Origin of the sequence: Photobacterium sp. Hal280 (genome assembly GCF_037162255.1) — a bacterium.
In the GTDB taxonomy this organism is placed as follows: domain Bacteria; phylum Pseudomonadota; class Gammaproteobacteria; order Enterobacterales; family Vibrionaceae; genus Photobacterium.
In genome coordinates, this window is record NZ_JARLUO010000005.1 from 1,470,764 (window position 1) to 1,490,967 (window position 20,204).

14 protein-coding genes are annotated in these 20,204 nt (G+C 50.6%); 11 read left to right on the forward strand and 3 right to left on the reverse strand.

The window, feature by feature from the left end:
• Positions 1-154 precede the first annotated feature (154 nt).
• Genes fruB through fruA form a run of 3 tightly spaced genes read left to right on the forward strand, consistent with a single transcriptional unit; the run spans position 155 to position 4,026 of the window.
• On the forward strand, positions 155-1,285 hold the full coding sequence (gene fruB / locus P4S53_RS16235) for a fused PTS fructose transporter subunit IIA/HPr protein (protein WP_337113475.1): 1,131 nt from the start codon (positions 155-157) through the stop codon (positions 1,283-1,285).
• Positions 1,286-2,248 carry a 1-phosphofructokinase gene (gene pfkB, locus P4S53_RS16240; RefSeq protein WP_337113476.1) on the forward strand — a complete coding sequence of 321 codons (963 nt, stop codon included), beginning with the start codon at positions 1,286-1,288 and terminating at the stop codon, positions 2,246-2,248.
• A 44-nt stretch (positions 2,249-2,292) separates the two neighbouring features.
• On the forward strand, positions 2,293-4,026 hold the full coding sequence (fruA, locus tag P4S53_RS16245) for a PTS fructose transporter subunit IIBC (protein WP_337113477.1): 1,734 nt from the start codon (positions 2,293-2,295) through the stop codon (positions 4,024-4,026).
• Positions 4,027-4,300: 274 nt separating this feature from the next.
• On the opposite strand, the gene P4S53_RS16250 is transcribed toward fruA, so the two are convergent.
• Positions 4,301-5,056, reverse strand: a complete 756-nt coding sequence (locus tag P4S53_RS16250; protein WP_337113478.1) for a hypothetical protein — start codon at positions 5,054-5,056, stop codon at positions 4,301-4,303.
• A 293-nt stretch (positions 5,057-5,349) separates the two neighbouring features.
• Positions 5,350-6,183, reverse strand: a complete 834-nt coding sequence (gene ppsR / locus P4S53_RS16255; RefSeq protein WP_337113479.1) for a posphoenolpyruvate synthetase regulatory kinase/phosphorylase PpsR — start codon at positions 6,181-6,183, stop codon at positions 5,350-5,352.
• Positions 6,184-6,401: 218 nt separating this feature from the next.
• Here ppsR and ppsA point away from each other — a divergent pair, with 218 nt between their 5' ends.
• Entirely contained in the window at positions 6,402-8,765 is a 2,364-nt protein-coding gene (gene ppsA / locus P4S53_RS16260; protein WP_337113480.1) for a phosphoenolpyruvate synthase, read from the forward strand.
• 240 nt (positions 8,766-9,005) lie between these two features.
• Here the strand turns inward: ppsA and P4S53_RS16265 are convergent, their stop codons facing one another.
• Positions 9,006-10,229 carry an MFS transporter gene (locus P4S53_RS16265; protein ID WP_337113481.1) on the reverse strand — a complete coding sequence of 408 codons (1,224 nt, stop codon included), beginning with the start codon at positions 10,227-10,229 and terminating at the stop codon, positions 9,006-9,008.
• 188 nt (positions 10,230-10,417) lie between these two features.
• Here P4S53_RS16265 and P4S53_RS16270 point away from each other — a divergent pair, with 188 nt between their 5' ends.
• The 7 genes from P4S53_RS16270 (at position 10,418) to P4S53_RS16300 (ending at position 20,107) form a co-directional block, all read left to right on the forward strand.
• Positions 10,418-11,185 (forward strand): ABC transporter ATP-binding protein, encoded by a 768-nt coding sequence (locus tag P4S53_RS16270; protein ID WP_337114513.1) that lies wholly within the window; start codon positions 10,418-10,420, stop codon positions 11,183-11,185.
• A 21-nt stretch (positions 11,186-11,206) separates the two neighbouring features.
• A complete protein-coding gene (locus P4S53_RS16275; protein WP_337113482.1) occupies positions 11,207-12,100 on the forward strand; it encodes an iron-siderophore ABC transporter substrate-binding protein in 894 nt (297 codons plus the stop codon).
• 20 nt (positions 12,101-12,120) lie between these two features.
• Entirely contained in the window at positions 12,121-14,103 is a 1,983-nt protein-coding gene (gene fhuB / locus P4S53_RS16280; RefSeq protein ID WP_337113483.1) for a Fe(3+)-hydroxamate ABC transporter permease FhuB, read from the forward strand.
• A gap of 228 nt (positions 14,104-14,331) precedes the next feature.
• Positions 14,332-16,110 carry an IucA/IucC family protein gene (locus tag P4S53_RS16285; protein WP_337113484.1) on the forward strand — a complete coding sequence of 593 codons (1,779 nt, stop codon included), beginning with the start codon at positions 14,332-14,334 and terminating at the stop codon, positions 16,108-16,110.
• The gene (locus P4S53_RS16290; protein WP_337113485.1) at positions 16,103-17,026 is read left to right on the forward strand and encodes a GNAT family N-acetyltransferase; all 924 of its coding nucleotides are present in this window, start codon (positions 16,103-16,105) and stop codon (positions 17,024-17,026) included. The genes P4S53_RS16285 and P4S53_RS16290 overlap by 8 nt, the downstream gene beginning before the upstream one ends.
• Entirely contained in the window at positions 17,026-18,774 is a 1,749-nt protein-coding gene (locus P4S53_RS16295) for an IucA/IucC family protein (protein ID WP_046220760.1), read from the forward strand. Before P4S53_RS16290 ends, P4S53_RS16295 begins: the two co-directional genes overlap by 1 nt.
• 16 nt (positions 18,775-18,790) lie before the next feature.
• On the forward strand, positions 18,791-20,107 hold the full coding sequence (locus tag P4S53_RS16300) for a lysine N(6)-hydroxylase/L-ornithine N(5)-oxygenase family protein (RefSeq protein WP_337113486.1): 1,317 nt from the start codon (positions 18,791-18,793) through the stop codon (positions 20,105-20,107).
• Positions 20,108-20,204: the final 97 nt, after the last annotated feature.

Here is a 20,204-nt window from a genome sequence, read left to right on the forward strand (position 1 = left end):
TCTCTGATACAACGCTGAAACTTTTTATTTACCTCGGTGCTGAATCGTTTCAGCTTTGGTTTTAGATATAGTTAAAGCTGAATCGAATATCAGACAAAACACTCAGTATATCCGGCCTCCAGAGCCGGTGAGCACAAACAGGGGAGTGAAACAGATGTTGTCACTGACGCAACAAGACATAATGCTGAATCAATCAGCCAGAGATAAAACCGCTGCCATATCGGCCCTTGCCGGTGAACTGACCCAACAAGGCTTGGTGTCTGACGGTTATGTCAAAGGCATGCTGGCCCGCGAAGCGCAAAATTCGACCTTTCTCGGCAGCGGGATTGCGATTCCTCACGGGACAACCGATACCCGGGATCTTGTTCAGCAAACCGGCGTGAAAATTCATCATTACCCGCAGGGGGTCGACTGGGGTGACGGCAATACTGTGTATCTGGCGATTGGCATTGCTGCGAAATCGGATGAACACCTCGGGATACTGAAACAACTGACCAAAGTGCTGTCGGCAGACGGTGTGGCCGAGCAGATCCGGCAGTGCAACACTGCTGATGCTTTAATCTCACTGCTGAATGGCGATACTCAGCTGGAAGCTGATTTTGATGAATCACTGATTTCATTGCACTTTCCTGCAACCGATTTACTTCAGCTGACCGCGGTGGCGGCTGGTCTGATTAAAAATAAGCAGGCAGCGGATAATGCATTTGTGGCTGATGTGATCGCCGAAAGCGCTTCGTATCTGGGGCAGGGACTCTGGCTGGCCAAAAGCAGCAAAGGGGTAAGCCGTACTGCCTTATCTTTTGTGACGCCGTCACAAGAAATTCTCCATCAGGAACAACCGGTGAAAGGCTTGCTCATGCTGGCTGCCTGTAACGCGGCCTGTCATAAACCGCTGAACCTGCTGGCGCAAAAGATGTACCAGAACCAGCTGCACACCCTGTTTGAAGCCGATGCGGCACAACTCCCGGCAGTGTTTACAGACGCTCAGCCCGCGGCGAGCGATGCGGCTAACACCGCCGTGTTTAAGATCCGCAATGCGCACGGCCTGCATGCCCGTCCCGGCGCCATGCTGGTGAGTGTGGCGAAGAAATTCGAATCGGCGATTCAAGTGAAAAATCTGCAGGGCGACGGTAAATCTGTCAATGCCAAGAGCCTGATGAAAGTGATTGCGCTGGGTGTCAAGCATGGTCATGAACTGGAATTTATGGCTGACGGCTCGGATGCCCCTGAAGCCCTGTCGGCCATCGGTGATGCGATTGCTGCCGGACTGGGTGAGGGCAGATAGATGAGTACTCAGGCAACCCGACATGAGACCCAACCCAAAGTGGTGGCGGTGAACCTTAACCCTGCGCTGGATCTGACCGGCAGTTTATCCGTGCTGGAAGCCGGTACGGTCAATCTGGTCGAACGCGGGACGCTGCACCCGGCTGGAAAAGGAGTCAATGTCGCCCGTGTGCTGGCCGAACTGGGCGCCGCTGTGACTGTGACCGGACTGCTGGGCACTGAAAATCAGGACCCGTTTTGTGAACTCTTCAGCCAGTACGGGATTGAAGATGCCTTTGTCCGCGTACAGGGCGCCAGCCGGATTAATGTCAAACTGGTCGAAGCCAGTGGCCGTGTCAGCGATATCAACTTTCCCGGTGTGACTGTCAGCCAGGACGATGTGGCCGCGATGGAAAGCAAACTGTTTGAGCTGGCCGAACAGCATGAAGTGTTTGTGATTGCAGGCAGCCTGCCAACGGGACTGAGTCCGCAAACCTGTGCGGAATGGATTAAAAGACTGAAAGCACAGGGCAAAAAGGTGCTGTTTGACAGCAGTAATCAGGCCCTGAAAGCCGGCCTGACCGCCGCGCCCTGGCTGGTGAAGCCCAATGACGAAGAGCTGTCTGCCTGGTGCGGCAAGCCATTGGAAACACCGGCGGAACTGAAAAGCGCCGCGGAAACGCTCTATCGCCAGGATATCGCCAATGTTGTGGTATCGCTGGGCGCGAAAGGCGTGATGTGGCTGGATGAATCTGGCTGGTTGCACTCGCAGCCGCCGGTTATGGAGGTCGTCAGCACCGTTGGCGCCGGGGATACCCTGGTGGCTGGCTTATGCTGGGGATACCTCAATCAATGGAATAAACAAGAAACACTGGCGTTTTCGACGGCGTTGTCGGCACTGGCTGTGACTCAGGTCGGGGTTGGTGTCCCTGATGCCGGGCTGCTTCACCAAACGCTGGAAAGTGTTCAGATCAGTAACCAGTAGCCTGTTGGCCCAAACGTGAATTGTTGAATGACAAAGGTGACGACATGAAGATAGCAATACTGACCGCTTGCCCGAGCGGAATCGCAAATACGGTCATCGCGGCCGGTTTAATGGAACAGGCGGCGAAAGCGCTGAACTGGCAGGCGGAAATTGAAGCCCAGTCCAGTATTATGCCGGTGACCCCGCTGTCACAGGCTGCCATTGATCAGGCCGATGCTGTGGTCGTGATTGCCGACTGTCCGGTGGATCTGAGCCGTTTTGTTGGTAAGAAACTGTATCGCGGCGGCATGGCCGATTGTCTGGCTGATCCTGATGCCTTCCTGCAATCGGCGGTATCGCAGGCTACAGTGCTGGCAAAGGCAGAACCGATTGTTGAAGAGTCCGCATCAGCTTCTGCGGCACAGCACATTGTTGCCATTACGGCATGCCCGACAGGGGTCGCACACACTTTTATGGCTGCAGAAGCGCTGGAAGAAGAAGCAAAGCGCCAGGGTTACAGCATCAAAGTCGAAACCCGTGGCTCGGTGGGAGCCAAGAACCAGCTGACGGCGGAAGATATTTCAGCGGCTGATTTGGTGATCATTGCTGCTGATATCGAAGTGGATCTGTCTCGTTTCGAAGGAAAGCGACTGTATAAAACCAGTACCGGCGCGGCATTGAAGAAAACCCGACAGGAAATCGACACTGCTTTTGCTTCTGCTTCCGTGTTTCATGGCAAAGCATCCGGTGCGGCCACGGCGTCAGCCAAAGAAGAGAAAACCGGCCCTTACAAGCACCTGATGACAGGTGTGTCGCACATGCTGCCCTTGGTGGTGGCTGGTGGTCTGGCGATTGCCCTGTCGTTTGTGTTTGGTATCGAAGCGTTCAAAGAAGAGGGCACCTTAGCTGCGGCATTAATGCAGATCGGTGGCGGCTCGGCCTTTGCGCTGATGGTGCCTGTGCTGGCGGGCTATATTGCTTACTCGATTGCGGATCGTCCGGGTCTGGCGCCGGGTTTAATTGGCGGCATGCTGGCCAGTTCAACCGGGGCCGGATTCCTGGGGGGGATCGTTGCCGGTTTCCTGGCCGGTTACAGTGCCAAGCTGATTGCCGAAAATGTGCGTTTACCCGCTTCGATGGAAGCACTGAAACCCATTCTGATCATTCCGCTGCTCGCCAGCCTGATCACCGGACTGGTGATGATCTACATCGTTGGCGGTCCGGTATCTGCGGCCATGAACGGACTGACTGAGTTTTTGAACAACATGGGTTCGGCTAACGCTGTGCTGCTGGGCATTCTGCTGGGCTGTATGATGTGCTTTGACTTAGGTGGTCCGGTCAACAAAGCGGCCTATACCTTTGGTGTTGGTCTGCTGGCATCACAAACCTATGGTCCGATGGCGGCCGTGATGGCTGCCGGTATGGTGCCGGCACTGGGCATGGGGCTGGCCACTTTCCTGGCTAAGCGTAAATTTTCGCAGCCTGAGCAGGAAGCCGGCAAGGCCTCCTTTGTACTGGGACTGTGTTTTATCTCAGAAGGGGCGATTCCATTTGCCGCCCGTGATCCTATGCGTGTGATTCCAAGCTGCATGGCTGGCGGTGCGTTAACCGGCGCATTGTCTATGCTGTTCGGGGCAAAACTGATGGCACCCCATGGTGGTCTGTTTGTGCTGTTTATCCCGAACGCCATTACACCTGTGCTGATGTATCTGGTGGCGATTGCGGCGGGTACGATTCTGACGGGGGCCACTTATGCCTTTCTGAAACGTGCCGAACAGGCGGAGCTGGTAACCGCATAATGAAAAAAGCCCCAGACATACAAAATGTCTGGGGCGTTGCCACCGCTGCCTACTGAATCTGTGGGTGCTTATCCTCGTGATGCACTCTGCTTTCCCCAAAAAGCGCACGTTCAGAGTGACTGAGAACACCGACCGCTTTTTTGTATGTAGGCTCTCCTTGCGAGTAAAACTGCCGTATTGGCGAATGCGCATGTTTCCCAATTATTATTGTTGTTTGCCCAATGTCATCGTGGATGCATTGATGTTGTTATGACTGCCGTCGCATGAACTGCGATTATTCTTCGACTGTGTATAGAATCTCGTCATCACTGGTAATCAGCAGATAGGTATCCCCGGGTTCCAGGTCAGGTAAACAAAGATCCAGTTGCTGCGGATCCACCACCTCGCCGTTCTGACCTTTGGTCGCTGAAATTTCAAACTTATCACCACAACTCGCCATGAATATGGTTGACGAAACTTTACCGGCGGCGACATTGGTTGAGCCCGTGGCTGTGGCTGACTGGTAATCAATTTTGATGTCTGTATTGGTAAAAACTCTGAACCCGTACTGATCGTCCGGTACATCATCGTCGTTATCGCGCCGGATGGAGCTCACTTTGAAGCTGTTGGTGGTTTCACCGTCCAGCCAGACAATGGTCCACCAATCCTCACCATTGTTGAGCAGGGTATTCGTCTGCGCCGGTTCTTCTTCCAACTGGTATTTGGTGTCCCAGATACCAATGGAGACAGGCTGGGCTGAGCTGCCGCCCCAGCGGTGCATATATTCGCGGTGCGTGCTGTCGCTGATCGGGCCGCCTTGCATATTACCGGTGGTGAATAAGCTGGCGGTACTCGCATCGGAGCCGTTCTGCACAAAAACATTCACTTGCTCGCGGGCCGTATTGACGAAGGTCAGTCTGGCCTGGCGATCCAGCTGGCCGCTGCCACCGGACGCATCGCCGGAATCACTGCCTGAGCCGCCACCACCACAGGCAGTCAGCGTCACAATGATTCCCAGATTCAGCGCAAAACCCCAAAATGGCTGATTCATTTGCCACCTCTAGTTGGATTAATTTATTCCTTTCTCAGTAAGCATATTGCAACGATTGGAGCTTTTTTGAGTAATAAGAGGGGCGCAGAAAAGTTTTCATTAATTAGTTCAAATTGCGAGGTTTTTTCACTCTCAAAGCTGAGACATGTCGCCCGTCGGCGGGATATCGTATGCGATCAGCAAAGCAGGGTGGAGAGATAGCTGTGACGGAAGGAAAGCCACTAAACCATAGTTTGACACGATGGTTTAGTGAATGGTCTAGTTAATTTTATAACATTATCAATACTATTTTATTAACACATTCTGCGTTTCAGACCGCTGATATCCAGCAACCGGGTTGAGATTTCTTCAACCGACAGGGAGGTGGTATTGAGGTAAGGAATTGCCTCGCGGCGGAACATGGCCTCGACTTTTGACAACTCACTTTCACATTGCCCCTCACTGGCATACTGGCTGTTGGCGTAACGCTCGTTCCGTATGGTGACAAGGCGCTCCGTATCTATGGTTAACCCGTATGTTTTGTAACGGTAAGGTTCAATGCCCTTCGGTAATCTGAGGCTGTGCATGTCGTCTGCAATGAAGGGGTAGTTCACTGCACGTATGCCAAACTGCATCGCCAGATACAGGCTGGTTGGGGTTTTGCCACACCTGGACACACCCAGCAGGATAATATCGGCCTTATCCAGGTTACTCAGGGATATTCCATCGTCATGCGCCAGGGTGTATTCGATGGCAGCGATTCGGTCCTGATAGCTGGCCACATCACGGCTGATGCTGTGTGAGCGGCCCAGCATGGCATTGGGCTGCATGTTCAGATCTTTACTGAGAGGCTGCACCAGCGCGTCGAGTACATCATACAATTTGGCCTGGCATTGATTAATCACGGCTTTTACTTCCGGCAGAACGATGGAGTAAAAAACCAGCGGCTCGACACCGGATACCCGATGCGCTTCATCAATTTTTTCTTTGACTTGCTGAGCACGCTCCACTGACTCAACAAAAGGCAGTGTGGTTTGGCGAATCTCAAGGTTAAATTGACCGAGTACGGCATGCCCAAGTGTTTCAGATGTAATCGCTGTACCGTCAGAAACGTAAAACACATCACGAAAATCAGATTTGCGGCGCATAATAAGTTGAGTCCTTTAGATGATCCTGTAACGATTGAGGCCAACAAACAATTTATAACTATAACCCTACAGGGTAAGTGTTCTGCTGAGCAAGGTTTTGCCAGCAGTTTGTCTTGAACGGCGACTATTCTGAAGCAAGTTTTTTGAATGCTAAAGCAATCGTTTCCGTTGAGAGTTTGCCCACACTATACAGCTGATCCAATACAAGGAGACTTCCCGTGCAACAGAATGTTGTTTGGTATGATGCTTTATCAATGAACGACGTTGATAAAGTTGGTGGTAAGAACGCATCGCTGGGCGAAATGGTCGCCAATCTTGCGAATGCTGGCGTGAAAGTACCTAACGGCTACGCAACAACATCTTATGCATTCAACCAGTTTCTGGAAGCCAATCACCTGAATGATCGGATTTACGATCTGCTGGATAAGCTGGATGTCGATGATGTGAATGCGCTGAAGCAGGCTGGTGATACTATCCGTAAATGGGTGTATGAAGCACCGCTGCCAGCCGACCTTGAGCAGGACATCCGTCAGTGCTACAAGGAACTGGGTGAAGGCGATGACATGTTGTCTGTCGCTGTGCGCTCTTCTGCAACGGCTGAAGATCTGCCAGATGCCTCGTTCGCAGGCCAGCAGGAAACTTTCCTCAACGTTCGCGGTATCGATTCAGTTTTCGAAGCCGTGAAACATGTATTTGCTTCTCTGTTTAACGACCGTGCTATTTCATACCGTGTTCACCAGGGCTTTGACCATAAAGGTGTGGCACTGTCAGCCGGTATTCAGCGTATGGTGCGCTCTGATAAAGCCTCTTCCGGCGTGATGTTTACACTGGACACTGAATCGGGCTTTGATCAGGTCGTCTTCATCACATCTTCTGTTGGTCTGGGTGAAATGGTCGTGCAGGGCGCGGTTAACCCAGACGAATTTTACGTTCATAAACCTACTCTGGTTGCCGGTAATCCTGCCGTCGTTCGCCGTACACTGGGCTCTAAGCTGCAGAAAATGATTTACGGTGAAGGTAAAGCCCTGGGCACTCAAGTTGTGATTCAGGACACAAACGCGACAGAGCAAAACAGTTTCTCCCTGACTGATGACGAAGTCGAGGCGCTGGCCAAGCAAGCGATGATCATCGAAAAACACTACGGTCGTCCGATGGACATCGAGTGGGCGAAAGACGGTATTACCGGTGAGCTGATGATTGTTCAGGCGCGTCCGGAAACCGTTCGCTCCCGTGATGATGCCAACGTGATGGAGCGTTTCCACCTGAACGGTCAGGGTAAATCCCTGGTTGAAGGTCGTGCGATTGGTCAGCGTATCGGTACCGGTGTGGTCCGTGTGGTGAATCATCTTGACCAGATGGATCAGGTACAGGCTGGCGATGTGCTGGTGGCTGACATGACTGACCCGGACTGGGAACCCGTCATGAAGAAAGCGGCTGCCATCGTGACTAACCGTGGTGGTCGTACTTGTCACGCGGCGATCATTGCCCGTGAACTGGGTATTCCTGCTGTTGTCGGTTGTGGTGACGCCACTGAGCTGCTCAAAGACGGCCAGATTGTGACGGTTTCCTGTGCACAGGGCGAAACGGGCTTTATCTACGAAGGTGAACTGGATTTCGAAATCCGCCGCTCAGAAGTGGACAATCTGCCTGAACTGCCACTGAAAGTCATGATGAACGTGGGTAACCCGGATCGTGCATTCGACTTCGCCTGCATTCCCAACGAAGGTGTGGGCCTGGCGCGTCTGGAGTTCATCATCAACAAGATGATCGGCATTCACCCGAAAGCGCTGCTGAACTATGACGCGCAATCGGACGAGCTGAAAGCTGAAATCGATCGCCGCATCGCAGGTTACTCCGACCCGGTTGAGTTCTACATTCAGAAACTGACCGAAGGGATCTCAACGCTGGCCGCCGCTTTCTGGCCGAAGCGCGTGATCGTTCGTATGTCTGACTTCAAATCGAACGAGTACCGTAACCTGGTTGGTGGTGTGAACTTCGAACCAGTTGAAGAAAACCCGATGATTGGTTTCCGTGGCGCATCGCGTTACGTGTCGCCTAAGTTCCAGGATTGTTTTGCCCTGGAATGCGAAGCCATTAAACGTGTTCGCAATACCATGGGTCTGCGTAACGTTGAAATCATGATCCCATTCGTACGTACCGTGAGTGAAGCGGCTTCTGTGATTGATCTGCTGGCGAAATTCGACCTGCGCCGCGGCGAGAACGGCCTGAAAGTCATCATGATGTGTGAACTGCCATCGAACGCGATTCTGGCCGAAGAGTTCCTGAAGTACTTCGACGGCTTCTCCATCGGCTCCAACGACATGACACAGCTGACGCTGGGTCTGGACCGTGATTCCGGTGAAATCGCCCACATGTTTGATGAGCGTAATGAAGCGGTGAAAGCCATGCTGTCGATGGCGATCAAAGCAGCCCGTAAAGCCGGGAAATATGTTGGCATCTGTGGTCAGGGTCCATCTGACCATGACGATCTGGCCGACTGGCTGATGGAGCAGGGCATCGATTCCGTATCCCTGAACCCGGATACCGTGGTGGAAACCTGGCTGCACCTGGGTAAGAAATAAGCATAAGTCAGCGAAGCTGAAATAAAGAATCAAAGCCCGCGCATGTCGCGGGTTTTTTATATCCGTGCTCGCCTCACGAACCCCACCCTGACCCTCCCTTGCCAAGGGGAGGGAATTGCCGAGCTCACAATGAATTCGGTCCGGTTTGTAGTGGTTTAATAAACCCGGACACCATTTAAGGGGGAGGCTAGGAGGGGGCAACGCACAAACGCTACATTTGTGATCACTTAGCGACCACCCTTAAACCACACTCACCGCCTCTTTTTCCTTCCGGCGGGTAAAGGCAATCCCGGCCACTAAAACCGCAAAGCCAATACAGACCCAAACCGGTAATTGCGGGAAAATGACAGCCGTACTCGCCAGCAGAGAGGCCAGACCATAACCCAGGGTGTGTGCCATCGAAATCAAACCGGCGATCTTTCCGGGTTTTTCCTGGTTGATTTGTGTTGCCATTGATGTATATGCCGGAACTAAAAGTGCAGCGCCTACGGAAACCACGACCATGGCAATTGTGAATACCCAGAAAGCCGAGTTGAGGAAAAGCACGAAACCAGCCAGCAGGGCAAAGCCGCCCAGCCGGTACATGGTGTCGATGTCCAGTTTCTTCTTTTTGATCACCAGCACCTGGGTCAACAGGGTAAACGCGGCGCTCAGAGTCAGCAGCAAGCCAATGGCTTGACTAATCTCATCGGTCGACCATGCTGTAATGGCGCTAATCAGAGGTGACAGGCTGTATTGCAGCAAAGCAACAACCGTGCAAAGCAATAAACCTGTCAGTAAGAACGGCAGCAGCGTCATTTCCGGCAGTTTAGGTGACTTGCCTGGCGGCGATGTTTTTTCTGAATCCGCTTTCGGCATAAAAGTCGGTTTGGGCAGCCAGCAGGCGCCCAGCAAAGCAATCACTGGAAATGCGGTCATCAGCATCAGTGGTGCATAGGTGTGCAGTTGTAAAGCTCCCATTGCTAGCAAAGGACCAATCAACCGCCCTGTGCTCAGCCCGATGCTGACGGACGTGATGGCTTGCAGGCGGTTTCCTGCACCGCACAGTAATATTGCCCAGTGCTGACTGGCCGGCACCATACCTGCCACAGTACAGCCGTAAATGATACGCGCCAATACAAGCCCGGCCAGCCACAGGTATGTTTGTTCGATGAATTCATGACTCAGGGCAGTGAAGGTAAGCAGCAGCAGGAAGCTTAACGCCATGCCTGCCAATGCTTGCAGCACGACAACTTTGGGACCATTCCTGTCACTGTAACTGCCCCAGAACGGTGCTGAAGGCAGGAACAGAAAGCTGCCAATCGCAATCACAATCGACCAGGTGGGTAAGCCAAATGCGGAGTGTTCAACAAGAAAGGGCAGTGATACGAGTAAACCGTTCTGTCCGATACCCATTAAGGCAGCGATAAGCCCGATAAGAGTAAGGTGAAGGCGATGTTGAGTTCGGCTGGCATCGTGCGTCATGTTTCCGTCCTGACTGGAAATGAGTATGAAAATCAGGTGATATAAAAATAAAGGAGAAGTGTTCTCGTTCTCACTTGAGATTAGTGATGGGTATCCTACATCTAATTAATGGTTGTGAAAACTATTATCATTAACAGTAGGCTGTGATAAAGTTCGTGCACTCTGTTGTGCAACACATTACCGCATTCATGTATCAACTCATTGACGCTGCCTTTGATGTGGACGGGAAACGGATTCTTCATCCTACGTCACTGGCCTTTGAACCCGGAAAAGTCACGACTTTGCTTGGCCATAATGGCTGTGGCAAATCCACTTTGATGAAACTGCTCAGCCGGCAAAACGTACCTGCTGCCGGGCAAGTTCTGCTCAAGGAACAACCTGTTCAGCAATTTGACAGCAAGACTTTTGCGCTTAATGTGGCTTATCTGCCTCAGCATCCGCCGATCACTGATGGTGTAACAGTGCGCGAGCTGGTGTGTTTTGGCCGGTATCCGTGGAAAGGCGCATTCGGTCGTTACAGTCAGAATGATTATCAGTTGGTCGATGAAGCGATTGAGAAAGTGGGGCTGACTCGCTTCGCTGATCGATTTGTTGCCACTTTATCCGGCGGTGAAAGACAGCGGGCCTGGGTCGCCATGTTGCTGGCACAACAGAGCAAGTGCATTTTGCTGGATGAACCGACTTCTGCGCTGGATGTTGCCCATCAATATGAATTACTGCATTTAATCAGAGAGTTGAACCTCAGCTTAGGCCTGACCGTCATTATGGTACTGCATGATGTCAATATGGCAGCCAAGTTCAGCGACCATTTAATCGCTTTGCATTCAGGCAAAGTGATCGCACAAGGGGCGCCAGAAGAGATGATGACCACTGATGTTCTCAAGAAGATATATGGCATGGAGCTGGCGCTGTTTGCACATCCGCAAACCGGCCAGCCAATCAGTTACATTCCATAGCAATAATAACAGGGAAAGACTGTGAGAAAGACTATCGCATTGCTTTTTACCGTACTGACTTTTCAGAGTCAGGCGATGACGATAAAGCACGAGTTAGGCGAAACAGAATTTGCTGAGCCGCCGGAAAAAGTGGTGGCACTGGACTGGGCACTGACAGAAACCGTGCTGAGTTTGGGGGTGACACCCGCAGGTGTCGCGGATAAAGACGGTTACCTTACCTGGGTAGGCGAACCGGCATTGGCCGATTCAGCGATGAATGTCGGCTCACGGCGTGAACCAAATCTGGAGTTGCTGGCAGAGATGAAGCCGGATGTCATTCTGGTCAGCAATCACATGAGTCCTGTTTATCAGCAGTTAAATGCCATTGCACCAACACTGGTGTATACCATTTACAGCGATTCGAAAACACCGCTTGCCAATGCCGTCAAGGTGACTCAGCAATTAGGGAAAGTGCTGGGTAAAGAACAAAAAGCGCAATCTGTGATTGAAACTGTATCGGCTCGTCTCAAGCAAAACGGTGACAAAGTCCTTGCTTCGGATGCAGGGCAAAAGCCTTTGATGTTTATCCGGTTTATCAATGATAAAACCCTGCGTATTCACAGTGAAGGTTCTCTGACTCAGGACACCATTACGGCAATGGGCCTGAAAAACGACTGGCAAGAGCAGACCAATCTGTGGGGATTTACCACAGCCGGTATCGAAAAAATGGCTGAACATCAAAACACGAATGTGATGATTTTCGGCCCGTTGAAAGCAGATGAGCGAAGGAAGCTGACCCAATCACCACTCTGGCAGGTGATGGCGTTTACCCGTTCTGACTCCGTTTATGAACTGCCCGCGATCTGGACCTTTGGTGGTTTAGTCTCAGCGCAGCGCTTCAGCGATTTCATTACTCAAAAACTGACACAGAACTAATGCCGTCCCAGGTTACTTTGATGGATTCATTGCTGCGCCCGGTTCAACAAGCCCGGCTGCTGTTGATTATACCGGGCCTGATAGTCGTTATTGGCTATCTGCTTAATCTTACCGTGCCTTATTCGCAAGGGCTGCCGTTACTCTGGGAAACGCTGCTCAATTACGATCCCACCAATTACCAGCACATTATTGTTCACCTGACGTATTTGCCTCGCCTGGTGGTGGCCGTGTTATGCGGTTTTTCACTGGCCGTTGCGGGGGCGGTCATGCAGTTTGTGTTACGCAACCCAATTGCATCGCCAACGACCCTGGGTGTGGCCTCGGGTGCCGAGCTGGGTATGGTACTGGGTATCCTGTTATTGCCGGCATCTTTAGCAACACCTTCATTTTTTCCCGCGTTTCTGGGCGGCTCTCTGGCTACGGCTCTGGTTTTTCTGCTGTCAGCTAAACGGGGGTTCGCGCCTGTTCATATGGTGTTGGCGGGCATGGTGATCAGCCTGTTTTTTGGCTCTGTCAATACCATGCTGTTGCTGCTTCATGAGCAGACTTTATCGTCTGTCTTTGTCTGGGGTGCGGGTACACTGAATCAAAACGGGTGGGGTAAAGTCACAACTTTGCTGCCAATGACGCTCTTACCGCTGGCTGCCTTGATGTTATTGCAGCGCCCGTTAGCGTCTTTGCAACTGGGCGATGGCGTTGCTCGCTCGCTGGGCATAAACGTTAAACAGATTAAAGTGCTGTGTTTGGGGCTGGCCATTTTTATGACGGCAAGCGTGGTCAGCGAAGTCGGGTTGATCGGCTTTGTCGGTATTGTTGCACCAGCCATCGCCCGTATGCTGGGTAGCCGGAAGTTGCATCAGAATATTCTGCTCAGTGGGGTGATGGGTTCGCTGATGCTGCTGCTGGCAGATCTCATTATTCAGCCGTTCTCTGGTGTCGGCGGCGAGATGCTGCCAACGGGTGCCATGACCGCCTTGCTGGGGTCACCGTTTTTACTTTGGCTGCTGAGGCGAAAAACCTTACAGTCCGAGCTCAGAGCCAGAGATGAAAGTACCACTCACTACCATCAGCGTGATTTTGAGAAGACCGTGCTGATTTTATCTGTGTTTGCAACTTTATGTTTGATCCTGGCGATCACCGTGGGCCAGGGTCAGCAAGGCTGGTCCGTGACTTTTACGGGCGCTGTCTGGGAGTACCGTTTCCCACGGGTGGCAGTGGCTCTGCTTGCGGGTATTGGTCTGGCACTGGCCGGCACCATGATTCAACGCGTGACAACCAATCCAATGGCAAGTCCTGAAGTTCTGGGAATCAGTTCAGGAGCCGCTCTGGCACTGGTTATTGGTGCATTGCTTGGTATTTCGGTTGAACGTCATGAACAAGTCATGCTGGGGACGGCGGGGGCGTTACTGGTCACCGCAGTGATCTGGCTGATGGGCAAGAAGCATCAGTTTGCACCGACTCAGACTTTGCTGACAGGTATTGCATTAAGTGCCGGTCTGGATGCTTTCCTGCGCATTGTAATGTCATCGGGGCAGGATAATGTCCGAGCTTTGCTGACCTGGCTTTCCGGATCCACCTATTTGGTTTCAGCTCAGGATGTCACTTTACTGGCTATCGGTGTCGGCGGGCTGCTGATCGTCACTTTGTCGCTGAGTCGCTGGATCGACCTGATCGGTCTGGGTGAAGTCAGTGCAACAAGTGTTGGCCTGGATTGCCGGCGAGTCAGGCAGTTTTTACTGTTACTGGTTGCGGGTTTGACAACGCTTTGCACGATTGTGATTGGTCCATTGAGTTTCGTCGGGTTACTCGCCCCGCACATGGCTCGCACTCTCAACCAGTACACGGCAAGCCGACAATTAGTTGTTGCCTGTTTACTGGGTGGCTGTCTGATGATGATCGCCGATTGGATCGGGCGAAACCTATGGTTCCCCTGGCAATTCCCCGCCGGTCTGCTCGCTTCAGTGATAGGCGGCGGCTACTTTTTGTATTTGATGCGAAAGTAACTTTTTCAGTCAATGTTTAATTAACTGAGGTTACTTCGGTAAAAAGCACCATATTTTTCGAGAGCCAGCAATGATTGCTGGCTTTTTCTTTTTAGATCTGATGGATAGGAAATATTTATATGAGAACGAGTCATATAAAAAATTAAAATAGAATTAACATAAAAAGTATTGATTATGTTTTTGATAATCATTAGCATTTGACGAAATTGTTAATGCAATGAGTTCATTATGAAAATACATAACAAATCCAGTGCTAATTCAACAAATGGTCAGCATGATGTTGCCGCTGCCTGTTTCTTAAATGCGCTTGCCAGAGAATGCTCGTCAGTTCAGTTTGAATCTGGGCGGGAAGGTACGAATTATCTGATTCCTTTAGCGAATCAGCAGCAAATTCGCATTCCACTTCGTTATTACTCTCCGCTGGGTGCTCATGAATATCAGTTTCCGGCCTTGCTGGATGCGGGTACACCCAGTGAAATCAGTTATCCTGAGCTGGTTGCTCTGATCCTGGAAGAGCCCTCGCTGGTTGGCTTGGTGACAGATGAACAGAAACACATTTTCACCAAACGTGTTATGGAAAGTCACCACAATACCTACAGCGCTACTAGCCAAAGTCCCTATGGTGAAGCGTTGTTTAATCAGGCACTGAATTTTCAGCAGGCAGAGCAGGGGCTGCTGATTGGTCACTCTTTCCATCCGGCACCCAAGAGTCGCGAACAGTTCAGCGCTGACGATGCGAAGCGATTTTCTCCTGAGTTTGGCAGCCATTTCCCCCTTCGCTGGCTGGCTGTTGATTCATCTATCACTGTGTCTGGCAGCTCGGCGAATCAATCCGTCACAGAGCGTATGTCCGAACTGATTCGCTCTGACGCAAGGTTTAATCAGGCACTGTTAGAACAGCTCACTGATAGTCAGGTTCTGCTTCCTGTGCATCCCTGGCAGTGGCAAGTATTTGGCCAGTATCCGGATGTAATCGAATACTGCGAGAAGGGGTTGATTAAAGACTTAGGGGAGTCAGGATGCGACTGGTATCCAACCTCGTCGACGCGTTCATTGTATGCGCCTTCTCTGCCATACATGCTGAAATTCTCGTTGAGCGTGAAACTGACGAACTCAATTCGTAACCTGTCTGTCAAAGAAGTGGTTCGCGGTACTCGTTTGAATCAGCTTTTTTCAGATACGGATATTCAGCGCGTACTGGGTAACGGAAAAGGGTTTCAGCTGATGCAAGAACCTGCTTATCTGGGACTGATTGATAAAAACGGGAAAGCCATTGATGAATCTCTGGTGGCGTTTCGGGACAACCCGTTAGCTGACAAGGAAAATGAAGAAGCGGTCGTGCTGGCAACCCTGGCACAGCAAAATCCATTTGGTGGCAAAAGCCTCTTAGCAACACGGGTTGCCGATTATGCCGCCAGTCAGAAAATCAGCTCAGAGCAAGCTGCGAAAGCCTGGTTCCAGGCGTATTGTGAGCATTGTGTTATTCCTCTGTTTAATCTTCAGGCCAACTATGGCGTGGTATTTCTGGCTCACCAGCAAAATATCGTCATGCAATTGCAAGAGGGCTTCCCGGTCGGCATGTATTACCGGGATTGTCAGGGAACGGGATATACCGATCTGGCTTTCGAGCGATTTTCAAATGCCTTGAGCGACACCAGGCAGGATGTCGAAAATTACTGGAGCCAGGAAAAAGTACGTCGTTACTTTGCTTACTACCTGATCATTAACTCTACGTTTAACGTCATCGGTTCTATTTGTGCTGGCGCCGATGTTGAAGAAATGGCGCTGATTGCCATTCTCCGTGAACAGCTTGAAGCACTGAAAAGCAAAGGCGTCAGCGACTCCGCCTGTCTCGACTATGTGCTCAATGACGAAGGCCTGTGCTGCAAAGGAAACTTCTTCTGTTACCTGCAGAATTTCAATGAAAACTCCATTCCTGATCCAGCCGTGATCTACTTTGATCTGCCCAATCCACTCATCAATGTAAAGGAAGCCATGAATGCTTAATGCAAAGACGTTTCAAGTGGTCGAAGGAAGCGAAAACCCACTTCGCGTGCAGCTGACGCTATCGGAAAGCGATCTAATCAACCCTCAGGTGATAGAACAGCTGATTGCTGATCTGGATGGCGAATTCAGCCAACAGTTTGACTGTCAATGTTTTCAGCTGGAAGCTTCTGAATTGATTCTGGCCGAGCTGGCAAAATGGCTACCGCTATGTGAAGGGGCGGTTTTATATAAAGCGCTGTTTTACCAGATGCCGGCGCAATGGCACCGCCACACGGTATCGAGCCGGTTTCCGCTGATTGAAGTACAGTCAAACAACCAGTACCGCCATCATCCGCTGCGTCCTGCTATGCCAACCGGTACTGTCTACCAGCGCTTTGATCATCAGGCCGATCTGGAAGTCTCTTTTCGTGTCTTCGATATGGAGCGGGATCTGGATCGATTTGTTCGTTGGATGAATGATCCTCGTGTCGCGCATTTCTGGGAGCAGGCCTGGAGTAAAGATGATCTGGCTGAGTTTGCTCAGTCTCGGTTGAATGACCCACATATCATTCCGCTGATTGGAGAGTTCAACGGCGAAGCATTTGGCTATGTTGAGGCTTACTGGGTGAGTGAAGACAGACTCAGCCCGTATTATGACGTGCAGTCTTATGATCGCGGTATTCACTTATTAGTGGGTGAAGATCAGTTCCGCGGGCCGCGGTATTTCAACTGTTGGATGCGCGCGATCAGTCATTACTTGTTTATTGATGATGTGCGCACGACTCGCATTGTTCTTGAACCCCGTTCAGATAATAAGCGCCTGTTTAACCGGATTAAAGAAGTGGGTTATCAGAAACTGTTTGAATTTAATTTTCCGCATAAACGTTCAGCGCTGCTGATGTTGGAGCGCGGTGCATTCTTTGAGGAGCAATGGTGATGATTCAACAGGCATTACAAAAGTACTGGCCTCAGGCGAATCGTGCCATTGTGGCCAAGATGATCAGCGAGTTTGCCTATGAGCAGGCCTTTCAGTTTCAGGTGTCAGAAGGCGGGTTTATTCTGAATCTGGATCATGGTGTCAGCTACCAGTTTGAAGGAAAAGCAAATATCTGGGGGCAAGTGGTGATTGACCCGCAAACTGTCACGCGCACACCGGATACCGGGTTATTGCTAGCCACTCAGTTTATGATGGATATTCAAAGTCTGCTCAACATACCGGATGAAGCATTAGCCGAGCACTTTGAAGATTTAAATGCCACCTTGCTGGGTGACTGTAAGCTGGCAGTGAAAAAACAGGCCATGACAGTGAAAGATCTGGCCAGTTTGAGCTGTGAATTGCAGCAGACCTATTTCGACGGCCATCCGAAGTTTGCTTTTAATAAAGGCCGCAGAGGGTGGGGGACGGATGATCTGGAGCTCTACGCTCCGGAATCGCAACGTGCATTCCAGTTAGGTTGGGTTGCCGTCCATCAGTCAATCTTGCAGAAATCAACCAACACACGTACCGATTGGCAGGAGCTGGTTGACTCGGCGGTCTCTGAAGCCGAACAGGCGAAGCTAGGGCGTGTATTAGCTCAATGTGAGGTAAAGCAGCAGGATTATACTCTGGTACCTGTGCATCCCTGGCAGTGGTCTCAAAAATTATCACTGTTGTTTGTCCGAGAAATGGCCGACAAATCTTTGCTGTATCTTGGTGAGTTTGGCGACTACTTTTTGCCGCAACTGTCTATCCGTACCCTGAGTAATGTGTCCCGGCCACAGGGCTATGATATCAAGTTACCACTGACAATCATGAATACTTCCTGTTATCGGGGTATTCCTGGTCGTTATATTTTGGCGGGGCCGCTGGCATCAGACTGGATCGATCAGGTTTTTAAAACCGATCCGCTCTTGCTGGGTAAAGAGGCTGAAGTGTTGCAGGAACCGGCTTCGGCTTATGCAGCGCAAGCGGATTACAAGCTGCTGGAAAAAGCGCCATACCGATATCACGAACTGCTGGGTGTTATCTGGCGTGAATCTCTGGCCTCTAAGCTGAGAGCTAATGAATCCGCTATTCTGATGGCTGCCCTGATGGAGTCTGATTCTCAGGGCAATCCTCTGATCGGCGAATACATTGCAGCGTCGGGGTTGTCTGTCGAAGCATGGCTGACCAAGCTCTTTGATGCTGTCGTGATACCGTTTTATCACTTGCTGACTAAATATGGCGTGTCGCTGATTGCTCACGGTCAGAATATTACTATCGTGATGGAAAATTTCGCACCCAAACGCATTCTGCTGAAAGATTTCCAAGGTGATATGCGTCTGGTTGAGCGTGATTTGCCCGAGCAGGACTCGCTTGATCCTATGGTCAAAGCCGTGACGGTACGCTTACCTGAAGAGCTGATCATCCATGATTTGCAAACGGGTCATTTCGTCACAGTACTGCGTTTTATCTCCCCGTTAACTGAAAAACTGGGCTTCACCGAGCAGCAGTTCTATCGCTTGCTTGGCGATCGAATCAACGAGCATATTTCCCAGCATCCTGAGCTGGAAGAGCGATATCAGCGGCTGGATCTGTTTAAACCCCGAATTTTGCGTATTGGATTAAATCTGGCGAAGTTCAGACATAGCACTGATAGCAGTGCGTCCCGAATGTTGCCGGACATGGACGACATGCTGGATAACCCATTGGTTTTGGCCCGATAACAATAAGGAAATAGAAATGGAAATGAATAATCATAAACAATGTCTGGACTTGGCGGGTGTGGGTGTAGGGCCGTTCAATCTGAGTGTGGCGGCACTTATTGACAGTAAAACAGAGCTGAATGCCTGCTTTTTTGAAGGTCGCGAATCTTTTTCCTGGCATCCGGGGTTGCTGCTGGATAACACCAATATGCAGACCATGTTTCTGAAAGATCTGGTGACGGCGGTTGATCCGCAAAATCCTTACTCATTTCTTTCATACCTGGTTGATCAGAAAAAGTTTTATCGCTTTTTGTCTGCAGAGCTGAGTTGCATCAGCCGTCATGAATTTTCCGATTATCTGGCCTGGACAGCACATCAATTATCAAACGTAATGTTTTCAAGTCGTGTAGAGAATATTGAGTACACGGGAGAAGCGTTTGAAATTGAGACCAATAATGGTTCCTACTTAGCGAAAAATCTTTGTATTGGTACAGGTAAGGTGCCGTTCATTCCTGATTGTGCCAAGCCGCATATCAGTGACAAGGTGTTTCATGCAGCTGAAATGGGCCTGCGTGATCGTGATTTTACCGGTAAGCGCGTTATGGTGGTCGGTGGTGGTCAGAGTGGTGCTGATATTTTCCTGAATGTGCTGAATGGCAAATGGGGCAAAGCGAAAAGCCTGGATTGGTTATCCCGTCGTTCGAACTTCCAGCCACTTGACGAAGCGGCATTCACCAATGAATTCTTTACGCCTGAATATGTTGAAACATTCCTGGATTTGGACCCGTCAGTCAAACAGTCTGAAATTGATGCCCAGAAGCTGACTTCAGATGGCGTGACCCAGGCAGCTTTATTAGCGATTTATCGCGAGCTTTACTATCGGTTTGATGTTCTGAAAGAAGACAAGTGGGTACGCCTGCTGCCGCATCGAACGGTGAGTGCCGTTGACAATCAGCCTGGCGGTTTTTCCATTCAGTCACTCAATGCACTGAGCCAGCAGGTGGAAGCGCATGAAGCCGATATCATTATCCTGGCTACCGGTTTCAGTTCACCTTATCCGCAGTGCCTGAAATCCATTTTGCCGTTACTGGAACTGGATGAGAAAGGCCGATACGGTATGATGCCTAACTTCGAATTGAAATGGAAAGGCAGCGCTGACAATAAAATTTTCGCAGTGAATGCAGGTATGCACAGCCATGGTATAGCGGAACCCCAGTTGAGCCTGATGGCATGGCGCAGTGCCCGGATTATCAATCAGCTTTGTCAAAAATCTGTCTTCGATATTGAAAGTGATAAGGGCATGATCGAGTGGGTGACAGAGCGCTTGGTCACTGAGTATGCCAAGGCATCTTAAGCGGCAATCAGGCCTTATAGATATCCTTATGAAATATAAGGCCTTAAAAAAATAAATAAAATTTGAACTTTTTTTACCTTGGATATAGAAATAAAGT

Coding starts and splice junctions, on each gene's coding strand:
- fruB (WP_337113475.1), top strand. CDS start 155: ATGTTGTCACTGACGCAACAAGACATAATGCTGAATCAATCAGCCAGA.
- pfkB (WP_337113476.1), top strand. CDS start 1,286: ATGAGTACTCAGGCAACCCGACATGAGACCCAACCCAAAGTGGTGGCG.
- fruA (WP_337113477.1), top strand. CDS start 2,293: ATGAAGATAGCAATACTGACCGCTTGCCCGAGCGGAATCGCAAATACG.
- P4S53_RS16250 (WP_337113478.1), bottom strand. CDS start 5,056: ATGAATCAGCCATTTTGGGGTTTTGCGCTGAATCTGGGAATCATTGTG.
- ppsR (WP_337113479.1), bottom strand. CDS start 6,183: ATGCGCCGCAAATCTGATTTTCGTGATGTGTTTTACGTTTCTGACGGT.
- P4S53_RS16265 (WP_337113481.1), bottom strand. CDS start 10,229: ATGACGCACGATGCCAGCCGAACTCAACATCGCCTTCACCTTACTCTT.
- P4S53_RS16270 (WP_337114513.1), top strand. CDS start 10,418: ATGTATCAACTCATTGACGCTGCCTTTGATGTGGACGGGAAACGGATT.
- fhuB (WP_337113483.1), top strand. CDS start 12,121: ATGGATTCATTGCTGCGCCCGGTTCAACAAGCCCGGCTGCTGTTGATT.
- P4S53_RS16285 (WP_337113484.1), top strand. CDS start 14,332: ATGAAAATACATAACAAATCCAGTGCTAATTCAACAAATGGTCAGCAT.
- P4S53_RS16290 (WP_337113485.1), top strand. CDS start 16,103: ATGCTTAATGCAAAGACGTTTCAAGTGGTCGAAGGAAGCGAAAACCCA.
- P4S53_RS16295 (WP_046220760.1), top strand. CDS start 17,026: ATGATTCAACAGGCATTACAAAAGTACTGGCCTCAGGCGAATCGTGCC.
- P4S53_RS16300 (WP_337113486.1), top strand. CDS start 18,791: ATGGAAATGAATAATCATAAACAATGTCTGGACTTGGCGGGTGTGGGT.